At 61.7% G+C, this 25,888-nt stretch carries 24 protein-coding genes and 3 pseudogenes; 9 read left to right on the top strand and 18 right to left on the bottom strand.

What is annotated here, in order from left to right; translation table 11 throughout:
* Window positions 1-99: 99 nt before the first annotated feature.
* From mnmH to AB4N43_RS26425, 5 genes are all read right to left on the bottom strand, one after another.
* On the bottom strand, window positions 100-1,203 hold the full coding sequence (gene mnmH / locus AB4N43_RS26445) for a tRNA 2-selenouridine(34) synthase MnmH (protein ID WP_059182471.1): 1,104 nt from the start codon (window positions 1,201-1,203) through the stop codon (window positions 100-102).
* Complete coding sequence (selD, locus tag AB4N43_RS26440) at window positions 1,203-2,237, bottom strand: selenide, water dikinase SelD (RefSeq protein WP_027925430.1); 1,035 nt, start codon at window positions 2,235-2,237, stop codon at window positions 1,203-1,205. The genes mnmH and selD overlap by 1 nt, the downstream gene beginning before the upstream one ends.
* A 210-nt stretch (window positions 2,238-2,447) precedes the next feature.
* Window positions 2,448-3,404, bottom strand: coding sequence for a quinone oxidoreductase family protein (locus AB4N43_RS26435; RefSeq protein ID WP_027925431.1), 957 nt, complete (start codon window positions 3,402-3,404; stop codon window positions 2,448-2,450).
* A gap of 28 nt (window positions 3,405-3,432) precedes the next feature.
* A complete protein-coding gene (locus tag AB4N43_RS26430; RefSeq protein WP_081744004.1) occupies window positions 3,433-3,606 on the bottom strand; it encodes a DUF1427 family protein in 174 nt (57 codons plus the stop codon).
* 107 nt (window positions 3,607-3,713) lie between these two features.
* Window positions 3,714-4,493, bottom strand: a complete 780-nt coding sequence (locus AB4N43_RS26425; RefSeq protein WP_194941051.1) for an AraC family transcriptional regulator — start codon at window positions 4,491-4,493, stop codon at window positions 3,714-3,716.
* 146 nt (window positions 4,494-4,639) lie between these two features.
* Here AB4N43_RS26425 and AB4N43_RS26420 point away from each other — a divergent pair, with 146 nt between their 5' ends.
* Window positions 4,640-4,867 (top strand): DUF6555 family protein, encoded by a 228-nt coding sequence (locus AB4N43_RS26420; protein ID WP_027925433.1) that lies wholly within the window; start codon window positions 4,640-4,642, stop codon window positions 4,865-4,867.
* A gap of 170 nt (window positions 4,868-5,037) precedes the next feature.
* On the opposite strand, the gene AB4N43_RS26415 is transcribed toward AB4N43_RS26420, so the two are convergent.
* The 3 genes from AB4N43_RS26415 to AB4N43_RS26405 all read right to left on the bottom strand — a co-directional run bounded on the left by AB4N43_RS26415 (window position 5,038) and on the right by AB4N43_RS26405 (window position 6,218).
* The gene (locus AB4N43_RS26415; protein ID WP_081744005.1) at window positions 5,038-5,205 is read right to left on the bottom strand and encodes a metallothionein; all 168 of its coding nucleotides are present in this window, start codon (window positions 5,203-5,205) and stop codon (window positions 5,038-5,040) included.
* Between the two features lie 72 nt (window positions 5,206-5,277).
* Window positions 5,278-5,733, bottom strand: a complete 456-nt coding sequence (locus AB4N43_RS26410; protein WP_027925435.1) for a DMT family transporter — start codon at window positions 5,731-5,733, stop codon at window positions 5,278-5,280.
* Window positions 5,733-6,218 carry a DMT family transporter gene (locus tag AB4N43_RS26405; protein WP_460152228.1) on the bottom strand — a complete coding sequence of 162 codons (486 nt, stop codon included), beginning with the start codon at window positions 6,216-6,218 and terminating at the stop codon, window positions 5,733-5,735. Before AB4N43_RS26405 ends, AB4N43_RS26410 begins: the two co-directional genes overlap by 1 nt.
* A gap of 112 nt (window positions 6,219-6,330) precedes the next feature.
* Here AB4N43_RS26405 and AB4N43_RS26400 point away from each other — a divergent pair, with 112 nt between their 5' ends.
* Window positions 6,331-7,266 (top strand): LysR family transcriptional regulator, encoded by a 936-nt coding sequence (locus AB4N43_RS26400; protein ID WP_027925437.1) that lies wholly within the window; start codon window positions 6,331-6,333, stop codon window positions 7,264-7,266.
* A gap of 161 nt (window positions 7,267-7,427) precedes the next feature.
* Here the strand turns inward: AB4N43_RS26400 and AB4N43_RS26395 are convergent.
* The 3 genes and pseudogenes from AB4N43_RS26395 to AB4N43_RS26385 all read right to left on the bottom strand — a co-directional run.
* Window positions 7,428-8,015: pseudogene (locus tag AB4N43_RS26395) on the bottom strand (methyl-accepting chemotaxis protein); the annotation flags it as partial.
* A 318-nt stretch (window positions 8,016-8,333) separates the two neighbouring features.
* Window positions 8,334-9,104, bottom strand: a pseudogene (locus AB4N43_RS26390) (cache domain-containing protein); the annotation flags it as partial.
* Between the two features lie 201 nt (window positions 9,105-9,305).
* Window positions 9,306-10,622 carry a Na+/H+ antiporter family protein gene (locus AB4N43_RS26385; protein WP_460154236.1) on the bottom strand — a complete coding sequence of 439 codons (1,317 nt, stop codon included), beginning with the start codon at window positions 10,620-10,622 and terminating at the stop codon, window positions 9,306-9,308.
* A 245-nt stretch (window positions 10,623-10,867) separates the two neighbouring features.
* Between AB4N43_RS26385 and AB4N43_RS26380 the strand changes: the two are divergent.
* Both AB4N43_RS26380 and AB4N43_RS26375 read left to right on the top strand, forming a co-directional pair.
* A pseudogene (locus AB4N43_RS26380) lies at window positions 10,868-12,109 on the top strand (methyl-accepting chemotaxis protein); the annotation flags it as partial.
* Between the two features lie 150 nt (window positions 12,110-12,259).
* Complete coding sequence (locus AB4N43_RS26375; protein ID WP_371258962.1) at window positions 12,260-13,015, top strand: methyl-accepting chemotaxis protein; 756 nt, start codon at window positions 12,260-12,262, stop codon at window positions 13,013-13,015.
* Between the two features lie 126 nt (window positions 13,016-13,141).
* Here the strand turns inward: AB4N43_RS26375 and AB4N43_RS26370 are convergent, their stop codons facing one another.
* Genes AB4N43_RS26370 through AB4N43_RS26355 form a run of 4 tightly spaced genes read right to left on the bottom strand, consistent with a single transcriptional unit; the run spans window position 13,142 to window position 15,737 of the window.
* Window positions 13,142-14,455, bottom strand: a complete 1,314-nt coding sequence (locus AB4N43_RS26370; RefSeq protein WP_027925445.1) for an ATP-binding protein — start codon at window positions 14,453-14,455, stop codon at window positions 13,142-13,144.
* On the bottom strand, window positions 14,452-15,120 hold the full coding sequence (locus AB4N43_RS26365) for a response regulator transcription factor (protein WP_027925446.1): 669 nt from the start codon (window positions 15,118-15,120) through the stop codon (window positions 14,452-14,454). The genes AB4N43_RS26370 and AB4N43_RS26365 overlap by 4 nt, the downstream gene beginning before the upstream one ends.
* A 3-nt stretch (window positions 15,121-15,123) precedes the next feature.
* Window positions 15,124-15,429, bottom strand: a complete 306-nt coding sequence (locus AB4N43_RS26360; RefSeq protein ID WP_027925447.1) for a PepSY domain-containing protein — start codon at window positions 15,427-15,429, stop codon at window positions 15,124-15,126.
* Window positions 15,429-15,737 (bottom strand): PepSY domain-containing protein, encoded by a 309-nt coding sequence (locus AB4N43_RS26355; protein WP_027925448.1) that lies wholly within the window; start codon window positions 15,735-15,737, stop codon window positions 15,429-15,431. The genes AB4N43_RS26360 and AB4N43_RS26355 overlap by 1 nt, the downstream gene beginning before the upstream one ends.
* A gap of 263 nt (window positions 15,738-16,000) precedes the next feature.
* Here AB4N43_RS26355 and AB4N43_RS26350 point away from each other — a divergent pair, with 263 nt between their 5' ends.
* The 4 genes from AB4N43_RS26350 (at window position 16,001) to codA (ending at window position 19,903) form a co-directional block, all read left to right on the top strand.
* Window positions 16,001-17,080 (top strand): patatin-like phospholipase domain-containing protein, encoded by a 1,080-nt coding sequence (locus AB4N43_RS26350; protein WP_027925449.1) that lies wholly within the window; start codon window positions 16,001-16,003, stop codon window positions 17,078-17,080.
* An 84-nt stretch (window positions 17,081-17,164) separates the two neighbouring features.
* On the top strand, window positions 17,165-17,521 hold the full coding sequence (gene queD / locus AB4N43_RS26345) for a 6-carboxytetrahydropterin synthase QueD (protein WP_081744008.1): 357 nt from the start codon (window positions 17,165-17,167) through the stop codon (window positions 17,519-17,521).
* A 211-nt stretch (window positions 17,522-17,732) separates the two neighbouring features.
* Window positions 17,733-18,557 (top strand): alpha/beta fold hydrolase, encoded by an 825-nt coding sequence (locus AB4N43_RS26340; RefSeq protein WP_460152226.1) that lies wholly within the window; start codon window positions 17,733-17,735, stop codon window positions 18,555-18,557.
* A gap of 101 nt (window positions 18,558-18,658) precedes the next feature.
* Window positions 18,659-19,903, top strand: a complete 1,245-nt coding sequence (gene codA, locus AB4N43_RS26335; protein WP_027925452.1) for a cytosine deaminase — start codon at window positions 18,659-18,661, stop codon at window positions 19,901-19,903.
* A 103-nt stretch (window positions 19,904-20,006) separates the two neighbouring features.
* Here the strand turns inward: codA and AB4N43_RS26330 are convergent, their stop codons facing one another.
* Window positions 20,007-20,999: a diaminopimelate epimerase gene (locus AB4N43_RS26330; RefSeq protein ID WP_194941056.1), complete on the bottom strand. Its 993-nt coding sequence runs from the start codon at window positions 20,997-20,999 to the stop codon at window positions 20,007-20,009.
* Between the two features lie 165 nt (window positions 21,000-21,164).
* Between AB4N43_RS26330 and AB4N43_RS26325 the strand changes: the two genes are divergently transcribed.
* Window positions 21,165-22,316, top strand: a complete 1,152-nt coding sequence (locus tag AB4N43_RS26325; protein ID WP_460152224.1) for an MFS transporter — start codon at window positions 21,165-21,167, stop codon at window positions 22,314-22,316.
* A gap of 59 nt (window positions 22,317-22,375) precedes the next feature.
* Here AB4N43_RS26325 and AB4N43_RS26320 read toward each other — a convergent pair whose 3' ends face one another.
* Together AB4N43_RS26320 and AB4N43_RS26315 are read right to left on the bottom strand one after the other, a co-directional pair.
* Window positions 22,376-24,799 (bottom strand): TonB-dependent siderophore receptor, encoded by a 2,424-nt coding sequence (locus AB4N43_RS26320; RefSeq protein ID WP_027925455.1) that lies wholly within the window; start codon window positions 24,797-24,799, stop codon window positions 22,376-22,378.
* A gap of 97 nt (window positions 24,800-24,896) precedes the next feature.
* Window positions 24,897-25,871: a FecR family protein gene (locus AB4N43_RS26315; RefSeq protein WP_460152222.1), complete on the bottom strand. Its 975-nt coding sequence runs from the start codon at window positions 25,869-25,871 to the stop codon at window positions 24,897-24,899.
* Window positions 25,872-25,888 lie beyond the last annotated feature (17 nt).

Here is a 25,888-nt window from a genome sequence, read left to right as displayed (position 1 = left end):
TCGCGAGCAAGCTCGCTCCCACATTTTGACCGTGCTTGATAAACATCTCGGTCTAATGTGGGAGCGAGCTTGCTCGCGATGGGGCCGGCCAAAACGACCTTAATGTTGCGGGTTCACCCGCTCCCGCAGGTACTCAAGAACCGCCGCCTTCTCTCCCGCAAACTCAATCCGCACGCCTTTCTTCTCCCGCTGAAACGCATACATCGGGTCGTAATATTCACGCAGCAACCCTTCGATCCAGCCCCGGTGCAGGTCCACCGCGCCGCTTCGGCCCTGCTCCGCCAAGGCCTCTTCCATCAACACCAACATCCGCCGATGGCGTTCGCCACCCAGGCGTTTCTGCACGTTGTTGAGGCTTTCCAGCAAGCGCTCGGAAAACCGCGCAAACCCCTCATCACCATGCACACCAATGAATTCAGCACACAGGTCCACCACGTAGTCGCGCAAAATCCGCTCGACGCGCCCTTCAAGGCTGTCTTCCAGCCAGACCATCGGAAACTGCTGCATGCCCTGATACAGCGGCAACGGCAAAGCGCAACTGCCGACCGCCCGGCTCTCGTCTTCCAGCACAAACTGCTCGATGCCATGGGCGCGCTTTTTCAGCACATCCACCGCCAGACGGTTCTCGAAATCAATGTTGGATGGCTGCCCGGTCGCGCGCTTGCCGAAGCTGGAGCCGCGATGATTGGCGTGGCCTTCAAGGTCCAGTCCATTGCTCAACTGCGTCAGCACCTCAGTCTTGCCGGTGCCGGTCATGCCGCCCAGCAAGACGAAATCGCATTGGGCAACGGCCTGATCGAGGGTGTCGAGCAAGAAGGTGCGCATCGCCTTGTAGCCGCCACCGACCCGTGGATAGTCAATGCCGGCCTCGTCCTTGAGCCACTGCTGGACGATCTGCGAGCGCAAACCGCCGCGAAAACAATACAGATACCCCTCGGGGTGCGCCCGGGCGAAATCGGCCCAGGCCTGGATGCGCTCAGCCTTGATCTCGCCGGACACCAGTTGATGCCCCAACGTGATGGCCGCCTGCTGCCCGTGTTGCTTGTAGCAAGTGCCGATGCGTTGGCGCTCGTTGTCATTCATCAGCGGCAGGTTGACCACGCCGGGGAATGAACCCTTGATGAACTCCACCGGCGCGCGCGCATCCATCATCGGCCGGTCGTTAAGAAAGATCTCGCGGTAATCGGTGAAGTCGATCGACATCAAAACACCTCAACCGCGTGTGTCTGTCGCTCAACCAGTTCGCCTATCGGTTCCAGGTTCAGGCCCAGTTCGGCCGCCACCGCGAGGAACCGTTCATTGCCTTCGGGCGTGACCGCAATCAGCAGGCCACCGCTGGTCTGCGGATCGCACAGCACGCGTTTGTGCAGTTCCTGGAGTCGTCCCAGTTTGCTGGCGTAACTGTCGAAATTGCGCAGTGTCCCGCCCGGCACGCAGCCTTGCTCGAGGTAATACTCGACACCGGGCAGACGCGGCACGCGGTTGTATTCAATGCGGGCGGTCAGTTGGCTGCCGTCGGCCATTTCCACCAGGTGCCCCAGCAGACCAAACCCGGTGACGTCAGTCATCGCGGTCACGCCGTCGAGCTTGCCGAAACGGCTGCCGGGTTTGTTCAGGGTGCACATCCAGTCGCGGGCCAGACCGATGTCGGCGGTGCGCAACTTGCCCTTCTTCTCGGCGGTGGTAAGGATGCCGATGCCCAGCGGCTTGGTCAGGTAGAGCAGGCAGCCGGCGGTGGCCGTGTCATTGCGCTTCATGTGGCGCTTTTCCACCAGCCCGGTCACAGCCAGGCCAAAGATCGGCTCCGGTGCATCGATGGAGTGCCCACCAGCCAGCGGAATCCCGGCCTCGTCGCAGACCGAGCGGCCGCCGCGAATCACTTCCCGGGCAATCTCCGGCGCCAGCACATTCACCGGCCAGCCGAGGATCGCAATCGCCATCAGCGGATCGCCGCCCATGGCGTAGATGTCGCTGATAGCATTGGTGGCGGCGATGCGGCCGAAGTCGAACGGGTCGTCGACGATGGGCATGAAGAAATCCGTGGTCGAGACGACCCCGCGTTCTTCATCAATGGCGTACACCGCTGCGTCATCGCGCGACGCATTGCCGACCCAGAGTTTGGGGTCGAGGTTCTGCGCCCCGCTGCCGGCCAGAATCACTTCCAGAACCTGGGGCGAGATTTTGCAACCGCATCCTGCGCCGTGGCTGTATTGGGTCAGACGAATCGGCTCGCTCATGGGGTGCACCTTGTGGGATCAATGCGGCCGATTCTAGCAGAGCATGGCCGGAGCAAGGCGCGAGCATCGCAGGTACTGATAGACAGCCATCGCGAACAGGCTCACTCCTGCATTTGATCTTCAGTGAACACAAATCCAGTGTTCGACACAGATCCGTTGTAGGAATGAGCCTGCTCGCGAAGAGACCGGCACAACCCGCATCAGTGCCGGTTATGGCAACAGAATCACCTTGTCACCGCTGCCCTGATTCACTTCCGCATACCGCTCCAGCCCTTCCGCCAGCGGTGATTCAAACAAGCCCTCGGGCAATGGCAACAAATCCTGATCAAAGAACTGACCGAATTGATCAAGCATTGCCGCGCACGCCTGAACCCCATACAGCAACGAGTTGATCCCCACCACCGAACCGCCCTTGCGATACAGCGCCAGGGCCGGCAGTTGCACCATGCCGTCCACCGGCGCGGCGATGATGGCGATGCGGCCGAAGGTTGCCAGGGCCGCAACCGAGGCCGGCAGCCAGAACCCGGTGGTGTCGAAAATCACGTCGGCGCCGCCGCGATACACGGCGTTCACCTGGGCGCCCAAGTCCTCCGGCTTATCCAGTTGCAGCGTCTGATAACCCTGAGCCTGCAATTCCTTGACCTGCTCCGGTCGCCGCGCCGCCGCCAGCACCTGGGCGCCGCGTACCTTGGCCAGCGCCAACGCCGCGCTGCCCACCGCCCCGCCACCGATCACTAACAAGCGCGTTTGCGCCGTCACCAGGCTGCGCTCCAACGCATCCCACGCCGTGGTGTAGGGCACGCCGAGGCTGGCGGCCTGGGCAAAACTCAGGTGGGTCGGTTTGAGCGCCACGCCGTTGGCCGGCAGCTTGACGAATTGCGCATGGGAGCCGTCGGCAAAGAACCCCAGTTCACGCCCGGTGCCCCAGACTGCCTGGCCGATCAGCGCCTGCGGGCCTTCAACCACGACACCGGCAAAATCCCGACCGGGAATCCGTGGCAGCGTGGTGTAGGGGAAACGTCCGAGCACGTTCTTCACGTCGCTGGGGTTGAGGCCGGCGGCCTTGATCTGCACCAGTACTTCATCGGCGCCGGGAACGGGCGTCGGCACGTCAACGTAGCGCAAGGCCGAGAGGTCACCGGTTTTGTCGAACTGCAATGCTTTCATGAGCGTTTCCATGGAGTAAATGAACGGTTCAGGAGATCCAGCCAGCGACCAGTTGCCGGCCCATGGGCCACAACTTTTCACCGGCCAGCATGCCGAGCAGCCCGACCAGCGCGATGGCCGGTGGTGCGGGGGAACGAAAGTCCAGCGCGCCGTAGAGCAAACCGACGCCCAGACCGATGACCAGCGAGATGAGGTAGCTCATGGCGGACTCCGGGGGCAATGAAGACAGGCCCAAAGTCTAGTGCGAGGTGACCGCGGGCACCGGCCAAGTGCTTCTGAATTTCGGCCAAAGCACCCATATCCCAGCTGCTACAAGGTTTGGATATGGCTGGAAAATTGTGAAGGCGCGATGCCCAGTTCCCGGCGGAACATGTCGCTGAAGCTGCTCGGTGAATAGCCCAGCTCGCGGGCAATTGCGCTGACCGACACGCCCTGAATCAGCTCGGCCACCGCCGTCGCCAGTTGCACCTGTCGTCGCCATTCGGCGAAGCCCATGCCCAGCCCCTCCTTGAACAACCGCGCCAGGGTGCGCACGCTGGCACCGGCGTTTTCAGCGTGTTGTTCGAACGGGATGTCCAGCGAAGGCGCGACCATGACCGCCTGACAGAGGTTCATCAGGCGCCGGTCGGAATCATCCGGCAACGGGATTTTCAACAGAGAGCGCCTGGCTCGTCTAAGCTCCAACAGCGCCAGGCCGACCAGTGCTTCGTAATACTCGGGCGCACCATCGTTACCCTGTTCGACCAAGCCGACGATCAATTCACGCAGCAAGCCGCCGACTTCGATGACCTGGACCGTGTTGTCCAGCGTGGCGGCCAGGGACGGCCGCAGGTAGATGTTGCGCATCTGCAAGTCCGACACCACACGAATCCCGTGAGGCATGCCCGGCGGTAGCCATACCGCCCGCTGCGGCGGCACCACCAGCGCCTCATGGGGCGTTTCAACCCACATTACCCCGCTCATCGCATACAGCAATTGGCCCCAGACATGCTCGTGCGGCTCGATATACAGGCCGCGCGGATAAGTGCGCGCCAGCGGTTGCACGGGCACATCGGTGTCACTCAGGTCAGGGGGCGCGGCAAGGGCCATGGGGCAGCAATCATTGAGGTTTTCAGGTCTTGCATGGTAACCAGCCCGAGGCCTTGTCGCCACTGGCTGCCACCGTCTGACAATAAGACTGAATTTTCCGTAACCCCAATGATCCTTCTATTACCACAGGGAGGAATACGGGCTTTATGAACAACGCAAAACTATTCGTCATTGAATACACCCTTCATGGCGTCCCCAAGTCATTCATCATCCGCCTGGACAAGATGGACAACGCGGAAGCTTGGCATTGGGCAAGCTGCGACGCCGGAGTGGGCAGGATCCCGCGATTCGGCCGAGAGAAGGTGCAAAAGACCAGCAAACCGATGGCGGAGAAATTCGGGGTCGAGAATGTGAAGTGGCGGCCGGCGAGTTAATGAAGTGGGGGGCGATCAAGCGACTGGAACCTTGTGGGAGTGAGCTTGCTCGCGATGGCGTCGGCACTTTCAACAGGTAAGTGACTGACAGTCCGCTATCGCGAGCAAGCTCGCTCCCACATTGATTCGGGTTGATTGGCCTTCCCGATCAGGCTCCACTTTTTTATGCACTACTTCTCGTGAGCACACTTGCAGCCCTTGCTGGAGCATTCTTCGCCGTGCTCATGGTGCTTGGCGCAGGCCTCGCAGCAATAGTGCTTACCGTGGCGCGCTATCGGATGCTCGCCCAGCTTGCACGAGCATTTGGGACAATCGCAGATACTGTCACTGCTGATCATGAGTCAGACTCCATTGGTGTGGTCGTCGGGATGCCGCAGACGCGGCCCGTCTAACCAGTGTAGGAGTTTGTGTCAGGCCTGCCGGGTGCTGCTGCGATACATGAACACCAGCGCCAGCCCCAGGCACACCATTGCCACGATCCGGCTGTTCGACAAATTGATGGCCGGATTGCCCAGCCAGCCGAAATTGTCGATCAGCATGCCCATGCCCAGTTGCCCGACGATCACCGCCACGGTCGCCACCGCTGTGCCGACCCTGGGCACCGCGCCGACCATGACCATCATGTACACCACGCCGAACAGCGCGCCACTGAGCTGCCATTTCGGCACGTCCAGCAAACTCAAGGCCTGCGCCGGTTCGAAAAACAGGATCAGCAGACCGGTGACCACCGCGCCCACCACGAAGGTCAGCAAACTGCTGCGCAACACGCCCACCGTTTCGCCCAGACGGCCATTGATCGCCGCCTGCACACTCAGCACCGCACCCGCCGCGACGATCACGGCCAACAAAATAATCAGATTCATCATTAACCCCGAGCGATCAAAACAAGTGCCACGACAATCAGCAGCAACGCCAACCAGCGTTCACCGTTGACCTTTTTGCGGCTCGCGCCGAACCAGCCGAAGTGATCGATCAGTACGCTTTTGCCGACCTGCCCGCAGAGAATCGCGATCATGGTCATCGCAATGCCGATGTGCGGCGTGGCCAGGGTCAGCACCACCACATAAATCGGCCCGAGAAAGCCGCCGATCAATTGCCAGCGCGGCAAAGTGTTCAACGCCGGGCCTTGTTGCGGGCCGCTGAACAACAGCAGCAAAAACAGAATCGCCGAGCCGACCCCGAAGATGCTCAACGTCGCCCATAAATGCCCAACCTGGACCCCGAGCGGCCCGAGTAACCCCGCCTCCACGGAAAGGCCCATGCCCGCGAGGATCACCAACGGCAACAGCAATAGCCGCAGCCCTGGTTTGGACGCGGGTGTGACCGCGGTGTCGATTGAAGACGCTTGCATAAAGGAAACCTGCCTGTAGAAACAATGGCCGGCATTATCCGGTGGCAGAGCTTTGCGATAAATGGGAGCATCCTGACAACACTTTTGCGTAATCCGCACAGCAGGATGAACCATGCACGGTCTCAACGAACTCGGGTTCAAGGCGCTTCGGCTGTTTGTCGCTGTGCTCGACCACGGCAGTTTTTCAGAAGTGGCACGGCGCGAGGGTCTGGCGCCCTCTTCGATTTCCCGGCAGATCCAGCTAATGGAACAGGCCCTGAGCCAGCAATTGCTCTACCGCCACACTCGCGCCGTCACGCCCACCGAAGCCGGGCGCATGCTCGGTCATCATGCGCGGCGGGTGCTGGTGCAACTGGAAGAAGCCGAACAAGCCTTGCAGGAACAGCAAAGTGAACCCAGCGGACTGGTGCGGATCAACGCCCCCGTGGTGTTCGGCCAACGACACCTGACGCCGTGGCTGGGGCAATTGTGCGAGCGCTATCCGAAGCTGCAGCTGGATATCCAGCAAACCGACCATTACATCGACCCGCTGCAAGAAGGCGCCGACCTGCTGTTTCGCATCGGCCCGCTGCACGACTCCAGCATGCAGGCACGGATCCTCGCGCCGCACCGCTTTCAAGTCGCCGCCAGCCCGGCCTACCTCGAACGCCACGGCACGCCGCAACGCCCTGAAGACCTCGCGGCGCATCAATGCCTGGCTTACAAAGGCGCGACCGGCCTGCAACGCTGGTTTTTCCGCAAGGATCAGCAGGACTGGACGCCCTACTCGGTCAAAGGGCCGATCACCGGCAACCACGCCGACACCCTGGTGCAAGCGGCGGAGCAAGGGTTGGGGCTGGTGATGTTTCCGTCATGGCTGATTGGTGAAGCAGTGCGCGAAGGCACGCTGGTGCCGGTGCTGGGGGAATTTCAGGTCTCCAACAGCCTGGAGCCGCAACAGATTGCGGTGCTGTGGCCGGGCAGCCGACGGTTGTCGGTGAAGGTGCGGACGGTGATTGATTTCTTTGTGGAGTGCTTTGGGCCGGTTCCGTACTGGGACAGACCGTAGCATCAACACAACCTGTAGCAGCTGGCGAAGCCTGCGTTCGGACGCAGCAGTCGTAAACCCTGTGTATGCGGTGCACCTGATACACCGCGCAGCCTGGAATTCACGACTGCTTCGCAGCCGGACGCAGGCTGCGCCAGCTGCTACAGGGAATGCGAAACGGCTTAGATACGGAACTGGCCGACCAGTTTGCCCAGGCGCTGGCCAAGGTCTGCCAGGCTGCGCGAAGTCTGCGCGCCGAGCTGGGTTTCATCCGCCACGTTGTCCACGGCCACCGCAATTTGATGCACGCTGCGGTTGATCTCTTCAGCCACCGCCGTTTGTTCTTCCGCAGCGCTGGCGATCTGCGCGTTCATCGAATTGATGGTGCCGATCAACTGCGCCATGGTGTCCAGCGAGGCGCCCGCCTCGTTGGCCTGGGCGGACGTGCCGTCACCGGCTTCGCTGGAACGGCGCATGGCTTCCACCGCCGATTGGGTGCCAGCCTGCAAGCGGTCGATCATGCTCTGGATTTCCTGGGTGCTGATCTGCGTACGACTGGCCAGCGCCCGCACTTCATCAGCCACCACCGCAAAACCACGGCCGGCTTCACCGGCGCGCGCTGCTTCGATGGCAGCGTTGAGCGCCAACAGGTTGGTCTGATCGGCAATCGAACGGATCACCCCAAGGACGCTGACAATCGACGACACGTCTTTTTGCAGGCTGTCCAGGGACACGCCGCTGCTGCGGATGTCGTCCACCAGTGCATGAATCTTGACGATGCTGCCCGCCACCACGCGCTTGGCCGCCTGACCTTCTTCGTCGGTCTGCTGCGCCGCCACTGCCGCGTTTTGTGCACTTTTCGCCACTTCCTGCGCCGCCGCCGACATTTCGTTGATCGCCGTGGCGACCTGATCGGTCTCGTGACGCTGACGCTCCATGGCCTGGTCCGAGCGCTGGGCCTGATCGGACACCTGATTCACCAGCCCGGTCAGTTGCGTGGTCATTTCGGTGATCTGGCGCACCAGGCTGTGGATCTTGTCAACAAAGCGGTTGAACGAGCCGGCCAGTTCACCGAGTTCGTCCTGGCTGGTGATGGTCAGGCGACGGGTCAGGTCACCCTCGCCTGCCGCGATGTCATCGAGGTTGGCTTTCATCATGTTCAGCGGGCGCAGGATGGTGTTGGCCAGTAGCAGGCCGACGGCCGCGATCACCAACAGCACCACCACGGCAATCCCGACGATGCTCAGCAGCACGCCTTCCATGCGCTCCTGAACCTTGGCTTCCACCAGCGCGACTTGCGCTTCGATGCCGTCAAGGTTGACCGACGTACCCACCGCCATGTCCCACTTCGACAGGTATTCGGTGTAGCCCAGTTTAGGCACCAGCACTTGGGTGTTGCCGGGCAGTGGCGAGCTGTATTGCAGGTAGTGCGTCCCGTCCTTGGCAACTTTCACCAGGTCGCGGTTGACGTAGACACCGTTCGGATCGCGGTTGTCCTTGAAGCTCTGGCCCACGCCTTCGGGGCTGTTGGCCTTGAACAGGCGAACCGTATTGGAGTCGTAGCCGAAGAAGTAGCCTTCCTTGCCGTAGGTGATACTCGACAGCAACTTGATCACCTGCGCCCGCGCGGCGTCATCGCCGGGGGCGGCGGCGTCGTAGAGCGGCTTGATGGTGGTCATGGCCACGGCCACGTAGCTTTGCAGGGTGGCCTTGGCGTCGTTGAGCAGGCGCTGGCGCGTTTCCTCGACTTCCTTGTGCGCCTGTTCCTGAAGCACGAACAGTGTGGTCAGGCTGATAACCAGGGCAAAGAGCAACACCGGGAGAACGGCAAGGGACAGGACTTTAGCCTTCAGGCTCATGCGCATGACGGTTCACTCTTTTGGTTTTGTTGGCGTGGTTAAAAGCTTTAACGGCACGCCGGGCCAAAAGTTGAGCTACCGGGGCAATGAGGTCCCTTATAGGAGTGAGCCTGCTCGCGATGACGGCAGCACATCCAACATCTATGTGACAGACATACCGCTATCGCGAGCAGGCTCACTCCTACAGTTGATCGGTGGTGTTTACAAAACCATCGCCGCCACCCAACCAAACGCCAGCAGCGGCAGGTTGTAGTGCAGGAACGTCGGGACCACGGTGTCCCAGATGTGGTGGTGCTGGCCGTCGATGTTCAAGCCCGAGGTCGGGCCCAGCGTCGAGTCCGAGGCTGGCGAGCCGGCATCACCCAAGGCGCCGGCCGTGCCAACGATGCAGACGATGGCCAGCGGGCTGAACCCCAGCTGCACACACAACGGCACGAAAATCGCTGCCAGGATCGGCACGGTGGAGAACGACGAACCGATGCCCATGGTCACCAGCAAGCCCACCAGCAACATCAGCAACGCGCCGATGCCCTTGCTGTGGTTGATCCACGAGGCCGAAGATTCCACCAGCGTCTGCACCTGGCCGGTGGCTTTCATCACTTCGGCAAAGCCTGACGCGGCGATCATGATGAAGCCGATCATCGCCATCATCTTCATGCCTTCGGTGAATAAATCGTCGGTTTCACGCCACTTAACAATGCCGGAGACCGAGAAGATCAGGAACCCGGCCAGGGCGCCGATGATCATCGAGTCCAGCAGTAACTGGATAATGAAGGCCGCCACGACGGCCACGCCGGCCACCATCAGGCTCAGCGGGTTGTACTGCACCGCGACCTGTTCGACTTGCTCGATTTTTGCCAGGTCGTAGACACGTTTCTTGCGGTAGCTGAAAAACGCCACTGCCAGGCCGAACACCATGCCCAGCGCCGGGATGCCCATGGCGTGGGTGACGTTGATGCCGCTGATGTCCACACCGCTGCGGGCGACGTTGGCCAGCAGAATCTCGTTGAGGAAGATGTTGCCGAACCCCACCGGCAGGAACATGTACGGGGTGATCAAACCAAAGGTCATCACGCAGGCAATCAACCGGCGATCCAGTTGCAGCTTGGTCAGCACGTATAAAAGCGGCGGCACCAGCAGCGGGATAAAGGCGATATGTATCGGCAGAATGTTCTGCGAAGCGATGGCCACTACCCACAGCAAACCGATCAGCAGCCACTTGACCTGACCGCCGCCGCTGGCGTGCTGCCGATCGACCATCGCCAGGGCCTTGTCCGCCAGGGCATGGGCCATGCCGGACTTGGCAATCGCCACGGCGAACGCGCCGAGCAAGGCATAGGACAACGCCACCGTCGCCCCGCCGCCGAGGCCGCTGTTGAAGGCCTTGAGCGTGGCGTCGATGCCCAGGCCACCGGTCAGGCCACCCACCAGCGCACCGACAATCAGCGCGATCACTACGTGCACACGGGACAGGCTGAGGATCAACATGATGCCGACCGCGGCGATTACAGCATTAATCATCGTTACCTCAAGGCAAGCGAAATGAGCTCAGCCGGCAGTCTGCGAAGAGCCGCCAGCGGATTAAGTAATGGGTTTTATTAGAGGGCGCGCACTGTGCCGCAGCACCGGCGCCTTGTCAAAGTGAACACCATCCCCGTAGCAAATTTTGTTTCGTGTCTTATTTGAGCGCATGGATAAAGAAAGCCGGATCACGGCCGTTACAGTGCAAAGTCTCAGATATTTATCGAATAAAGGACGTCTCCATGTCACTCAGACAACTTTCCATCCAATGGAAAATCACCCTGCTGGCCGGGCTTTGCCTGGCCGGCATCGTGACCCTGCTGGTGGGTCTTTCGCTGTACCGCATGGAGCACAGCTCCGCGATGGTGAAAGCCTCAAGCATGGAGATGCTCACCGAAGCCGCCCAGGCGCGGATCGAATCCCAGGGTGAAAACCAGGCGCTGCTGATTCGTCAGCAGTTCATGGACGCCTATCAATATGGCCATGGATTCTCGCGTCAGGTGTTGTTCCTGCGCGATCAGGCCGAAAAGCGCTTTCTCGACGCCTTCGACCTGCGTGAAGACCTGACCCGCCAGGTCAAGTCGGCGCTGCAAGCCAACCCCGAGCTGCTCGGCCTGTCGCTGGTGTTCGAAGCCAACGCACTGGACGGCAAGGACGAACTGTTCACCGGCCAGGCGGAGCTCGGCAGCAACGACAAGGGCCGCTTCGCCCTGTACTGGTCCCAGCCGACGCCGGGCAAAGTGAAATCCATGGCGCTGCCGGAAAGTGACATGGCCGACACCAGCACCGGCCCCAGCGGCGAACCGGCCAACGCCTGGTTCACCTGCCCGCGCACCTCGCTCAAGCCGTGCGTGATCGAACCGTACTTCTACGTGATCGACGGCCAGAACGTGCTGATGACGAGCATCGTGTTTCCGCTGATGGTCAACGGTAAAGTGATCGCTTCGCTGTCGGTGGACATCAACCTCAACAGCCTGCAGGCCATGAGTCAGAGCGCAAGCAAAAAGCTCTATGACGGCCAGACCAACGTCAGCATCCTCAGCCCGGTCGGTTTGCTCGCCGGCTACAGTGCCGACGCCAGCAAACTCAGCCAGCGCCTGGACACCGTGGACAAGGCCAACGGCGCCGAGCTGATCCGCATGCTCGCCAGCAGCAGCAAAACCGAAAGCCTGCACAACGATCACCAGTTGAAAGTGCTGGCGCCGTTCCAGCCGATTCCAGGCGGCAAATCCTGGGGCGTGCTGCTCGACGTGCCGGAAAAAGTCCTGGTCGGCCCGGCCGAGATCCTGAAAAAACAACTCGACGACAGCAACACCACCGGTACCCTGGTCGAGCTCAGCCTCGGCGTGCTGGCCGCGTTGATCGGCCTGTTGCTGGTGTGGCTGATGGCCCGCAGCGTGACCAAACCGATCCTCGGCGTGGCCCACATGCTGGAAGACATCGCCAGCGGCGAAGGCGACCTGACCCGGCGCCTGGCCTATGACAAAAAGGACGAACTGGGCCAGTTGGCCGGCTGGTTCAACCGCTTCCTCGACAAGCTGCAACCGATCATCGCCGAGGTCAAACGCTCGGTGCAGGACGCGCGCAGCACGGCGGACCAGTCGTCCGCCATCGCCACCCAGACCAGCGCCGGCATGGAGCAGCAATACCGTCAGGTCGATCAGGTCGCCACCGCGTCCCACGAAATGAGCGCCACCGCCCAGGACGTTGCCCGCAGCGCCGCCCAAGCCGCACAGGCAGCCAAGGACGCGGATCAGGCGACTCGCCGCGGTTTGACCGTGATCGACCAGACCACCACCAGCATCGACCACCTCGCCGCCGACATGAGCGCGGCCATGGTGCAAGTCGAAGGGCTGGCGGCGAACAGCGAGAAGATCGGTTCGGTGCTGGAAGTGATTCGCGCGATTGCCGAACAAACCAACCTGTTGGCCCTCAACGCCGCCATCGAAGCCGCCCGTGCCGGTGAGGCTGGACGCGGTTTTGCCGTGGTCGCCGATGAAGTGCGCAACCTGGCACGCCGCACTCAGGAGTCGGTCGAGGAAACCCGCCTGGTGATCGAGCAATTGCAGAGCGGCACCCAGGACGTTGTCGGTTCGATGAACAACAGCCATCGTCAGGCTCAGGGCAGTGTCGAGCAAGTCAGCCAGGCCGTGACTGCGTTGCGTCAGATCGGCGATGCGGTGACGGTGATCAGCGACATGAACCTGCAGATTGCTTCAGCGGCGGAAGAACAGAGTGCCGTGGCGGAAGAGATCAACAACAACGTGGCAACGATTCGCGACGTGACGGAGTCGCTGTCGGGGCAGGCCAATGAGTCGGCGCGGGTGAGCCAGTCGCTGAACAGCCTGGCGAATCAGCAGCAGAGTCTGATGGACCAGTTCCGGGTTTAACGCAGTTATTTCATCCGCAGAAGATCAAAATGTGGGAGCGGGCTTGCCCGCGATGAGGCCATAACATCCGACATCTATGTTGACTGTTACATCGCCATCGCGGGCAAGCCCGCTCCCACAGGTCACTCAACGTTTTGGGAGTTCGATCACGACCTTCAACCCGCCCCACTCACTCTCGTCCAGCCGCAGCACCCCGCTCCACGTGTCGACGATGTCGCGCACAATCCCCAATCCCAACCCGTGCCCATCCGTCTGTTCATCCAGCCGCGTACCGCGACTGAACACTTGCGCCCGCTGCTCCTCGGGAATCCCCGGCCCATCATCTTCTACACTCAACTCAAACCCGCCCGCTGTCTCGATCACGCTCAAACGAACCTCGGCATCCGCCCATTTACAGGCGTTATCGAGCACGTTACCGAGCAGTTCGAGCAAATCCTCACGGTCCCAAGGCAGCTGCAGCCCGGCCGGTGCGCGGTAGCTGAGCGCCAGGTGCTCGCCATGAATCATGTTCAGCGTCGCCAATAGCCCCGGCAGTTCTCCATCACAATCAAACAACGCCCCCGGCAGCGCGTCGCCGGACAACCGGGCGCGGTTGAGTTCGCGATTGAGGCGTTGCTGGACCTGTTCCAGCTGCGCCTTGAGGATCTTGCGCAACTCTGGATGAGCGTCGAGTTTTTCGCTGGAGGCCAGGCTCAACAGCACCGCCAACGGGGTTTTCAAGGCATGCCCGAGGTTGCCCAAGGCATTGCGTGAACGTTTGAGGCTGTCTTCGGTGTGCGCGAGTAGATGGTTGATCTGCGCCACCAGCGGCTCGAGTTCCACCGGGACCTGATCATCCAGTTGCGAACGCTGGCCTTGTTGCAACTGGGCGATCTGTTCGCGGGCCTTTTCCAGCGGGCGCAAGGCGCGGCGCACGGTGATGCGTTGCAACAGCAAAATCAGCAGCAACCCGGCCAGCCCCAATCCCAAGCCCACTTGCTGCATGCGTTTGAAGCTCTCGCGCACCGGTGTGTAATCCTGCGCGACGCTGATGGAGATGGACTGCCCAAGGCGTCGATAGTCGGAACGCAACACCAGCAACTGCTGCCCTTCCGGCCCCAATTGCAGGTTGCTGTGCAGGCCCGGATGCTCCAGCCGTGGCAACTCCTGATCCCACAGCGAACGGGAGCGCCAATGGCTGTCGGCAAAATCGATGCGGAAGTAATGCCCGGAGAACGGACGTTGATAGGCCGGTGACAGGTGCCGCTCATCCAGTTGCAAGCCTTGCGGCCCACGGACCAGCGCCACCAGCAAATTTTCGCTGTCGTCGCGCAACCCGGCTTCGAGGTAGCGCTGCAAGCCCATTTCGAACAGCCACAGACTGGTTTGCGCCAGCACCAGGCCGACGACGACCATGACGCTGATCAGTCCCAGGCTCAAGCGGCGCTGGATCGACCTCACTGAGCAGCCCCGCCGAACAGGTAACCCTGACCGCGGCGGGTTTCGATCACGCTACGACCGAGTTTACGGCGCAGGTGGTTGACGTGAACTTCCAGCACGTTGGAATCGCGCTCGGTTTCACCGTCGTAGAGGTGTTCGGCGAGGTGGCTTTTGGAGAGGATCTGTTCGGGGTGCAGCATGAAATAGCGCAGCAGGCGAAACTCGGCGGCGGTCAGCTGAATGTCGGCACCATCGCGGGTCACGCACTGCCGGCCCTCATCAAGGTGCAGCCCGGCCGCCTTGAGCGTCGGCTGATTGGCCTGGCCGTGGGAACGACGCAGCAGCGCCTGAACCCGCAGGTGCAATTCTTCCGGGTGGAAAGGCTTGGTCAGGTAATCATCGGCGCCGGCCTTGAGGCCTTCGATGCGCTCGGCCCACGAATCGCGTGCGGTGAGAATCAGCACCGGCGTCGACAAACCGCCTTCTCGCCATTGCGTCAGCACCTCAAGCCCCGACAAACCTGGCAGGCCGAGGTCGAGGATGATCAAGTCGTAGGGCTCGCTGCTGCCCTGATAGACCGCATCGCGACCGTCGGCCAGCCAGTCCACCGCATACCCCTGACGATTGAGGCCGGCCATCAGTTCGTCGGCCAACGGCACGTGGTCTTCCACCAGCAGCAATCGCATCGATCAGTCTTCCTTGTCTTTGAGTAAACGGCCGCTGACGGCCTCGATGTCCAGCTCGCGGACCACGCCCTCGGCGGTCAGCAACTCGACTTCATAAATGTAGACGTCGTGCTTTTCTTCTAGCTCGGCTTCCAGCAGTTTGGAACCGGGATAGCGATCCAGCGCCTGCTGCAGCAGTTGCTCCAGCGGCAGGATTACCCCTTGCTGGCGCAGGCGCAGGGCTTCGTCCTGGTCGAGGTCGCGGGCCAAAACCGCCGAGCAAAACGCCAGCAGCACCAGCGCCATGCGTGAAAATGAACGCACCTTCATTACGTATCCTGATGATCCTTGAGAACCTGGCCGCTGACGGCGTCTAATTCCAGGTCCCACTCGATGCCCTGTGGGTCGCGCAGCTCAACCTGATAGATGTACTTGCCATACTCTTCTTCCAGTTCGGTCTGGGTCACCGTCGAACCGGGGTGTTTGGTCAGAGCCGTGGCGTTGAGCTTCTCGAAAGACACAATGGTACCAGCGTCACGCAGCCTCAGGGCTTCGTCGGGACCGAGGTCGCGGGCGTGGGCGAGGCTGGCGGTCATGGCAATGATCGAGGCGGCGGACAGGGCAGTCAGGATTTTCATGGGTGTCTCCGTATTTTTTATGTGTTGCCTACGAAGGGCACCTTAGCGAGCTGAACTTAATTGAAACTGAATTGCCATCATGAAAGATGGCAACACGACACTACAGACCTGCTCAAAACCCTGTGGGAGCGCGCTTGCTCGCGATAGCGGTGTATCAGTCACCGTTAGTGTTGAATTTGAGACTGCTATCGCGAGCAGGCTCACTCCTACAATGACCGTGCTGCCTGTTTATAATCTTGCGCTTGCCAACCATCGAGACCGGTATGACCGCCATCCACATCAAGTTCCCCTCCCTGACCCTCAAGGCCGGCCCGCGTGCGTTGGCGCGCATCCGTAAAGACGGCTTGAGCGCCGCCGACGTCGGCACGCTACCCGGTGCCGCCGGTGGCCCGAAGGCGTTGGGGATTCAAGGGCTGGACCTGGCGTTGTTTGGCGAATGGCTGCCGGCCGCCCCCCGCGAACGCTCGCTGATTGGCGCCTCGGTCGGTTCCTGGCGCTTCGCCAGTGCCTGCCTGCCGGACGCTGCCGAAGGCATCCGGCGTCTCGGGCATTTGTACACCGAGCAGAATTTCGCCAAGGGCGTGACCATGGCGCAGATCAGCCAGAGCTCGCAGCGCATGCTCGATGAATTGCTCGACGGCCGCGACGCCTCGATCCTGAACAACGCGAATTACCGACTGAACATCATGGTGGTCAAAAGTCACGGTAACCTGGCCGACGATCATCGCGGTCGGTTGGGGCTGGCGTTGGGATCAGTGATCGCCGACAACCTGCGCGGTCGCGCGCGGCTGTCGCGGCATTTCGAACGGCTGATCATCCACGACCCGCGCCTGGCCCCGCCGGTCAATGCGCTGAATGACTTCCCCTCGCGCTTTGTTGCGCTGAACGCCGGCAACCTGCGCCAGGCGCTGCTGGCGTCGGGTTCAATCCCGATGGTGATGGAAGGCGTGCGCGACTTGCCCGGCGCCGGCGCGGGGACATTCCGCGACGGCGGACTGCTCGACTATCACCTCGACCTGCCCTACAGCGGCAACGACATCGTGCTGTACCCGCATTTCACCGACCGGGTGATTCCCGGGTGGTTCGACAAGACTTTGCCTTGGCGCCGCGCCTGCCCTGCGCGCCTGCAGGATGTTCTGCTGCTGGCGCCGTCGAAAGAGTATCTGACGCGCCTGCCCTACGGAAAACTGCCGGACCGTAACGATTTCAAGCGTTTCATGGGCGATGCGCCGGCGCGGCAGAAATACTGGCGCGCCGCCATGGAAGAAAGCCGACGCCTGGGTGACGAGTTCCTCGAACTGGCCGCCAACGGTCGCCTCGGCGAGCGCTTGCTGACCCTTTAGTCAGTGTTTCGCCCGCAGCTCTGGTAAACTCGCCGCCTGCCCACATCGCCGCGGCGATCGCCACCTGACAGAGCTGAAATCACTGTGGAAATCTTCAAAGAGTTTACGTTCGAATCCGCCCACCGCCTGCCCCACGTGCCGGAAGGCCACAAGTGCGGTCGCCTGCACGGTCACTCGTTCAAAGTAGCGATCCACTTGAGTGGCGACCTCGACCCGCACACCGGCTGGATCCGTGACTTCTCGGAAATCAAGGCGATCTTCAAGCCGCTCTACGAGCGCCTGGACCACAACTACCTGAACGACATTCCCGGCCTGGAAAACCCGACCAGCGAAGTGCTGGCCAAATTCATCTGGAATGAATTGAAGCCCCTGTTGCCGGAACTCAGCGCGATCCGCATCCACGAAACCTGCACCAGCGGCTGCATCTATCACGGCGAGTAACCCACTCCAACAGCCAACACGAATCCCTGTGGGAGCGGGCTTGCCCGCGATAACGGTGTACCAGTTAGCACATGTACTGACTGACACACCGCTATCGCGGGCAAGCCCGCTGCCACAATGGGTACTGCGTTTCGTCAGTGAATGATCAAGCCACCTTCATCGGTGGCTTTTTTATGCCTATGCTTTTTGTCTCGCCCCAGAGGACACGCACATGGCTGACTGGCTGCTGGACCGCCAATACCGCTTCAACGGGCACCGCATTCACTACGCCGTGCACGGCGACGGCCCGCCGCTGGTGTTCGTGCATGGCACGCCCTTCTCTTCCTACGTGTGGCACCGCATCGCCCCGCACTTCATTGCCTCCTACCGGGTGTACTACTTCGACCTGTTGGGCTATGGCCAATCGGAGAAAGTCGACGGCGACGTGTCGCTGGGCGTGCAGAACGAGTTGCTGGCGCGCTTGCTTGATCACTGGGCCATCGAGCAGCCCGACGTGGTGGCTCACGATTTCGGCGGCGCCACCGCACTGCGCACGCACCTGCTGAACGGCAAGGATTACCGCAGCCTGACATTGATCGACCCCGTGGCGCTGACCCCGTGGGGCTCACCGTTCGTGCAGCATGTGCGCCAGCATGAAGCGGCGTTCAGTGGCGTACCCGATTACATTCAACAAGCCATCGTCCCGGCCTACATTCGCGGGGCGATCAAACGCGACATCCCCGAAGCAGAACTCGCGCCCTACGTGCGGCCGTGGCTGGGGGAGCCGGGGCAAGCGGCGTTCTACCGGCAAATTGCGCAGATGGATGAGCGCTATACCCGCGAGGCTCAAGGGTTGTACCCGAGCATTCGGTGCCCGGTGCAGATTCTGTGGGGCGAGGACGACCAGTGGATCCCCATCGAACGCGGCCGGGCGCTGCATCAGCTGATACCGGGGTCGCAGTTTCATCCGATTCCCAATGCCGGGCATCTGGTGCAGGAAGATGCGCCCGAGGCCATCGTCGCGGCGTTGCTGCGGTTCCTGCCCCTGACTCAATGACCCCACTCCTACAAGGGCTGTGTTGTGTTTCGTCACGCGGCACTGGCAAGGATCGCCACTGCCGCGCTAATTTAGAGTCATCAACCCAAAGGACTCGCCTCATGCACATCATCAACGCCCGCCTGCGCAACCAAGATGGCCTGCATGAGTTGTACCTGGAAGACGGCCTGATCCGCACCATCGCCCGACAGACCGAAGCCCCGACCCTGGGGCCCGACGATCTGGACGCCGGTGGCAACCTGGTGGTGCCGCCCTTCGTCGAACCGCACATTCACCTCGACGCCACCCTGACCGCCGGCGAGCCGCGCTGGAACATGAGCGGCACGCTGTTCGAAGGGATCGAGTGCTGGGGCGAACGCAAGGTCACGATCACCGAGGAAGACACCAGGACACGCGCCAGGAAAACCATCCAGACCCTCGCCGCCCACGGCATCCAGCATGTGCGCACCCACGTCGATGTCACCGACCCGCAGCTGACCGCGCTCAAGGCGATGCTCGAGGTGCGCGAGGAAAGCCGTCACCTGATCGACATGCAAATCGTCGCGTTCCCGCAGGAAGGCATCGAGTCGTACCGCAATGGCCGCGAGCTGATGGAGGAAGCCATCCGTATGGGCGCCGATGTGGTCGGCGGCATTCCGCATTTCGAGTACACCCGTGATCAGGGCGTCAGTTCAGTGAAATTCCTGATGGACCTGGCCGAGCGCACCGGTTGCCTGGTGGACGTGCATTGCGACGAAACCGACGACCCGCATTCACGCTTCCTCGAAGTACTGGCCGAAGAGGCGCGCAGCCGCGGCATGGGTTCGCGGGTCACCGCCAGCCACACCACGGCGATGGGTTCTTACGACAACGCCTACTGCGCCAAACTGTTCCGCTTGCTCGGGCATTCGGGGATCAGCTTTGTCTCCTGCCCCACGGAAAGCATTCACCTGCAAGGACGCTTCGACACTTTCCCGAAACGTCGTGGCGTGACGCGGGTCAACGAGTTGCTCGAAGCCGGAATGAACGTGTGTTTCGGCCAGGACTCGATCGTGGACCCGTGGTATCCGCTGGGTAACGGCAACATCCTGCGAGTGCTCGAAGCCGGGCTGCACATTTGCCACATGCTCGGGTATCGCAACCTGCAAAGTGCGCTGGACCTGGTGACGGACAACAGCGCCAAGGCGATGAACCTCGGTGATCGTTATGGCCTGGAAGCGGGCCGTCCGGCGAACTTGCTGGTGCTCTCGGCGGACAGTGACTACGAGGTGATTCGCAGCCAGGGCTTGCCGCTGTATTCGGTGCGCGGGGGCAAGTTGCTGATGAAGCGGACGATGCCGGTGGTGGAGTTCAGTGGTCTGAGCTGAAAACCGCGTCGACTTTGATGGCCTCATCGCGGGCAAACCACGCTCCCACAGTGGAATGCATTCCAAATGTGGGAGCGTGGCTCCCGCGATAGCTTTCTTGAGTTCACCGCTTCAACCGAGCCGTACCAAACAGCCTGACCCGACTCAATTCCCCCGCCACTTCCTCCAGCAAAATCGGCGCCGTACCGCCCGGCATCACCACATTGACCTCCCCCGCCGAAACCCAACCGACCCGCCACGCCGCACACGCCACCGCACTGGCGCTGGTGCCCGAAGATGCCGTCGGCCCCTCCCCGCGCTCAAACACTCGCGCGGCGACCCGGCCTTCGGATTCAAGCATCGCCCACTGCACATTCACCCCCGCCGGACACGGCTGACCGGCCCCGGCCGGCATGGCGTAAGCAATCCGCAGCAACCCTTCAGCCAAGGGTGATTCACGCATCTGCGCATTGCTCGGCAACGCAGCAGCGTCCTCTAACAGCGTCACGCAATGTGGATTGCCGACGCGCACAAACTGGCTGCGGTTCCAGGCAGGATCCAGCGCCGCCAAGGGCGCGACATGGCTGACGTCCCGACCGTTCAACAGCCCATCCTCAACCCCCTGCGCGCCCACGGCTTGCGGCCCGAACGTCGGCTTTCCCAGGTCCAGCCAAAACCCTTGCACGCCATCGACTTCCGCCGGTTTCACGGATGTCTCCCCCGGCGAAACCGTGTCCGTCTTGTCGTGATGAACCCGCAGCAGGCACGCCCCCTCCTCCGGCATCAAGCCCTGCTCACTGAGCGACTGGGAGAAAATCGTCAGCCCATTGCCACTGCGTTCGGCCAAGGTGCCGTCGGTATTGACGATCAGCAGGTCATACGGCGGCGCCGATTGAAACGGCCCGACCAGCAAACCGTCGCTGCGATGGTCCTTGCTGCCGGGGGGCTGAATGCCGGGGGCCCAGCCACAAAATGCGTTGATGGCCGCAACCGACCACTGCTCGCGGGTTTGCGCGGCAAGGTCAGCCCGTTGAGGCAGATCGATCCCGCTATCGCGCACAGCCTCGGGCGCCACGACGATATAAATATTGCCCCGTGCATCGTAAATCCGCGTCATGTCGCCTCCTGTCGGAACAATCAATGGGTCGACGATATCGCGAAACCGCGACAGCCTGTGCAAGGATGTGAACCTGCCTCACCGCGAATTGCTGCGGACACTGATAGAACCCGCGGGATCAGTCAGTGTCCTTTGGGGACGCGACGTTTTTTGCCAAGGATTGATATGACCAGCCTCAAGACCCCAACCTCATTTGTTCCTGGCCATCTGGAGCAGATGTCCACCCGCATCGCCTTCTTCATCGCCGGTCTCGGCATCGCCGCCTGGGCGCCGCTGGTGCCGTACGCCAAGGCGCGGGCCGGGCTGGATGAAGGCACGCTCGGCCTGCTGCTGTTGTGCCTCGGGGTCGGGTCGATTCTGGCGATGCCGATGGCCGGATTGCTGGCGTCACGCTTCGGCTGCCGACGCGTGGCGGCGGGCGGGACGTTGCTGATCTGTGCGGCCTTGCCGTTGCTCGCGACGGTGTCGTCAGTGCCGGCGTTGATCGCCACGTTGTTCATGTTTGGCGCCGGGCTGGGCACGGTGGATTCGACGGTGAACCTGCAAGCGGTGATCGTCGAACGGGCCAGCGGCAAGAACATGATGTCGGGGTTTCACGGGATGTTCAGCCTCGGCGGGATCGTCGGCGCCGCGGGGGTCAGCGGCTTGCTCGGCCTCGGGATTTCACCGTTGGGCGCGATGTTGGTGGTGATTGCAGTGCTGCTGCTGGCCCTGCTGAAAGCGGCGCCACACCTGTTGCCTTACGGCAGCGAAAGCACCGGCCCGGCGTTTGCGGTGCCCCATGGCATCGTGCTGTTTATTGGCGGAATGTGCTTCATCGTATTCCTCGCCGAAGGCGCGGCGCTCGACTGGAGTGCGGTGTTTTTGACGCAGGAACGCGGGATCGATACCGCGTACGCGGGGCTGGGGTATGCGGCGTTTGCGTTGACCATGACGGCCGGGCGCTTGACCGGCGACCGGATTGTCCGGCATCTGGGTTCCACGCGAGTGATGGTGTTCGGTGGACTGACGGCCGCAGCGGGCCTGGCGTTGGCCACGTTCGCACCGACCTGGGAGATGGCGCTGGTGGGGTATGCATTGTTGGGTGCGGGGTGTTCGAACATTGTGCCGGTGCTGTACACCGCTGTCGGCAAACAGACCGTCATGCCCGAACACATCGCCGTGCCGGCCATTACCACGTTGGGTTATGCGGGGATCCTCGCCGGTCCGGCGTTAATCGGGTTTATCGCCCATGGCAGCAGTTTGAGTTTTGCCTTTGGGTTGATGGCGCTGCTGCTGGTGGCGGTGGCCATTGGCGGCAAAGTGTTAAAAGCCTGAATTGTCGTGAGAGGGCTTGCTATGGCGAGGAGGCAAGCCCCCTCGCCACAGGTTTGTTTTTAGAACCCCACACTAGCCTGCACAAAGAACGTCCGCGGCGCCCCCACATACATCCCCGAGTTGTTGTCGCTGGACCGGGTGAAATACTGCTTGTCGAAGATGTTCTTCACCCCGGCGCCCAGCTTCAGGTTCGACAACTGCGAACCAAAGTCATAGCCACCGCGCGCGTTCCACGTCACGTAACCCGGAATATCGCCAAACTGCCCGTCCGCCGAACCTTCGGTGATGTAGTTGCCGTTGAAGCTGCCATCGGCGTTCACACCGGTGCCCGGCGAACGCTGCTTGGACTGGGCAAACGCATCGAGGTTGTAGGTCCAGCGATTGATGTCGTAACGCAGCCCGGCGGTGGCCACCTGACGCGAGTAGAACGGCAGGTCACGGCCCTTGAAGCCGGGAATCTCACCCTCATAAGTCGCGCGAGTGTAGGTAAAACCGGCGTTGGCGGTCAGGCCATCGAGCATCGGGTTCAGCGCGGCCAAGTCGTAATGCATCGACGCTTCCAGCCCCTGGTGCTTGGTCGCGCCGAGGTTGGTCCAGCCTACGTCATTGCTGATGTATTGCAGTTCGTCATCGAAGTCGATGTAGAACAGCGTCACTTCCCCGCCCCACGCGCCATCGTTGTAACGCGTGCCGACCTCGTAGGTCTTGGCTTTTTCCGGCTCCAGGCCATTGGCGGTGTTGTCGCCGATGCCGCCTTGGCCGAGCTGGAAATACTGCAGGCTGCCAAACGAAGTTTCGTAGTTGGCGAACAGCTTCCACTCTTCGGATACGTGATACATCACACTCAGCGCCGGCAGCGGCTCGTTGCTTTCGATGCTGCGGTTTTTCTCCGGTACACGCTTGCCGGCGGTGTCGAGCACCGCACGGTCGTGCCAGTCTGTGCTGATGTGTTCGAAGCGGATCCCCGGGGTCACGGTCCAGTTGCCGACGTCAATCTTGTTGTCGATGTACACCGAGTTGGCTTCAGTGCCGCCAGTCCGATCCTGGAACACATGGCCGTCAGAGGACGGCGTCAACACCGGCTGATTGTTCACCAGCGCGACACGGCTCGACTCTTCGTGCATCGCTTCTTTGAGGTAGCGATAACCGACGCTGACTTCCTGCGTGGTCGGACCCACATCAAACACGTGGGACACCCGTGGCTCGATGCCGAAGGTGTAGTAAGTGCGCGGGTACGAGCTGAGGGTTTTCTGGTCGCGGGCGGCGATGTTGCTGCCGCGAAAACTGTCGGTGTAGTAGGTCAGTACCTCGGCCTGGGTGCGGTCGTCGATCTGCCGCGCCCACTTGAACGACACGTCCTTGCGGCGGCCGCTGAAGTTGTCATAGTCGCGCACCGACTGGAACGGGTCGGCGTCGTATTGCGCCTGCGTCAGGCCGCCGGGCATGTCGGCACTGGCGTCGTAGTAGTGAAAGTTGAGGCTGAAATCGTCGACATCGGTCGGCGCCCAATGGGTCTTGAGGATCACGTCGTCGATGTCGTTGCCGTTGTTGCTTTCGCGGTAACCGTTGCCGTTGACGCCGGAATACAACAGCGCCATGCCGATGCCGTTGTCAGCGGTGCCGCCGACAAACGCGGTGTCGATGTGTTTCCAGCCACCGTGCTGCGAAGTTTCAAGGGTGGTGCCGATTTCACCGGTGGCTTTTTCCGGGATCGCGCGCGTCACGAAGTTGATCACGCCACCGACGTTTTGCGGCCCGTAACGCACGGAACCGGCGCCGCGCACCACATCGATGCTGTCGAGGTTGCCCGAGGAAATCGGCGCCATCGACAATTGCGGCTGGCCGTACGGCGCAAACGCGGCCGGCACGCCGTCGATCAACACGGTGGAGCGCGGCGACAGGCGCGAAGTCAGGCCGCGCACGCCGACGTTCAGGGAAATATCGCTGCCGCCGGTGCCGTTGGCGTCCTGCACTTGCACGCCCGGCACACGCTTGAGCACATCACCGACGTTCATCGCGCCCTGCTCGATCATCGCTTCGCGACGAATCACCGTTCGCGCGCCGGGATGGTTCTGCACCACGGCGGCGTCGGCATCACCGAGCCAGTTGCCGACCACTTTGATGTCGGTCATGCCCAGTTCAAGCGGGCCGTTGGCGGCGGCAGTGGCTGCCGGCGTCAGGGTCACCGAGCCTTCATTGATCTGGTAGTCCAGACCGCTGCCTTGCAGCAATTGGCGCAAAGCCTGTTCCGGCGAGATGTCGCCGTCGACGGCCGGAGCCTGTTTGCCGGCGACCAGATCAGGACTGAAAAAAACCTGCAACGAAGACTGCTGGCCCAACTCACTCAAGGCCTCGCCCAATGGCTGCGCCGGAATATGAATGCCACCGGCGGCGAACGCCTGAGGCAGCGCAGCGTTGACCGCCAAGGCGAGCGCCAGCGGCAACCAATGGGATTTCTTGTTTTTGGCAGAGGTGTTATTCACGTCGAACAATGTCCTGTGGATCGCAAACATATGCGTTTGTTAATGCAAACCAGTTGCAGTTGGACAAGAAGACGATGAACTCGAAAAAAACCTGAATTTATTTTGAGATTATTTCCTGACTGCCGTCGTCGAGGGTGCGCACAGCCACCGGCAGGATGCTCGGCAGGGCCTTGAGCAGTGCGTCGGTGTTGTCGGATTTGAACACGCTGGTCAGGCGCAGATTGCCGACTTTGTCGCTGCCGACGGTGAGCGGCTTCTCGCGATAACGCGACACTTGCGCTGCCACCTCGCTGAGGCTGGCGTTGTTGAACACCAGTTTGCCGCTGCGCCACGCGGTCAGTTCTGCCGGGTTGACGGCGTAGGCTGTCGCGACAGTCCCTTGGGCATCAATGCGCGTGCCGAGGCCGGCGGTCAGGCTGACAAATTCGGCGCCCTGCCCCTGAACCTTGACCGTCCCCTGCTCCACCGCGACCCGGGTTTCGCTGAGATCGCGGCGCACATCGAAACGCGTGCCGGTGACCGTCACCTGGCCGTTGCCAGCATCAACCACAAACGGCCGGCGGGTGTCGTGCTCGACGCTGAACATCGCTTCGCCTTCGATCAACTCGACGCCGCGCCGGTCTTTTTCAAAGTTCACCTGAATGCGGCTGCGGCTGTTCAGGTCGATCACCGAGCCGTCAGGCAACGCCACATGACGACGTTCGCCCAACGCAGTGGAATATTCGGCGGTGTAAGTCGCCGGGTGATTCAAACCACTGAACAAGCCCAGACCCAGCGCCACAGCCACCACACTCGCGGCCACCGCGTAACGCATCCACGACTGACGTGCGCGTCGCGCCGGCAGGGTTTCACACAACGCTTGCAAACGTGCGGCCGGCAGCAGGTCAGCCGCCGTCCACAAGCCTTGAAGGGCTTCGAACTCTTCTCGATGTTGAGGGTGTTCGCCGAGCCACGCCTCGAAGCGCCGGTATTCAACGACGTCCACCGCCGGTTCCTGCATCCGCACAAACCAGCGCGCCGCGTCGTCCCGAACGGTTGTATGCCCGCACGCGCAATCACGAGTATCCATCATGGAAGGTCCTGTTGGCC

Source organism: Pseudomonas sp. S2_B07 (genome assembly GCF_054668435.1).
Note: the sequence above shows the minus strand (reverse complement) of the source record. Positions and strands in the feature narration are given on the sequence as shown.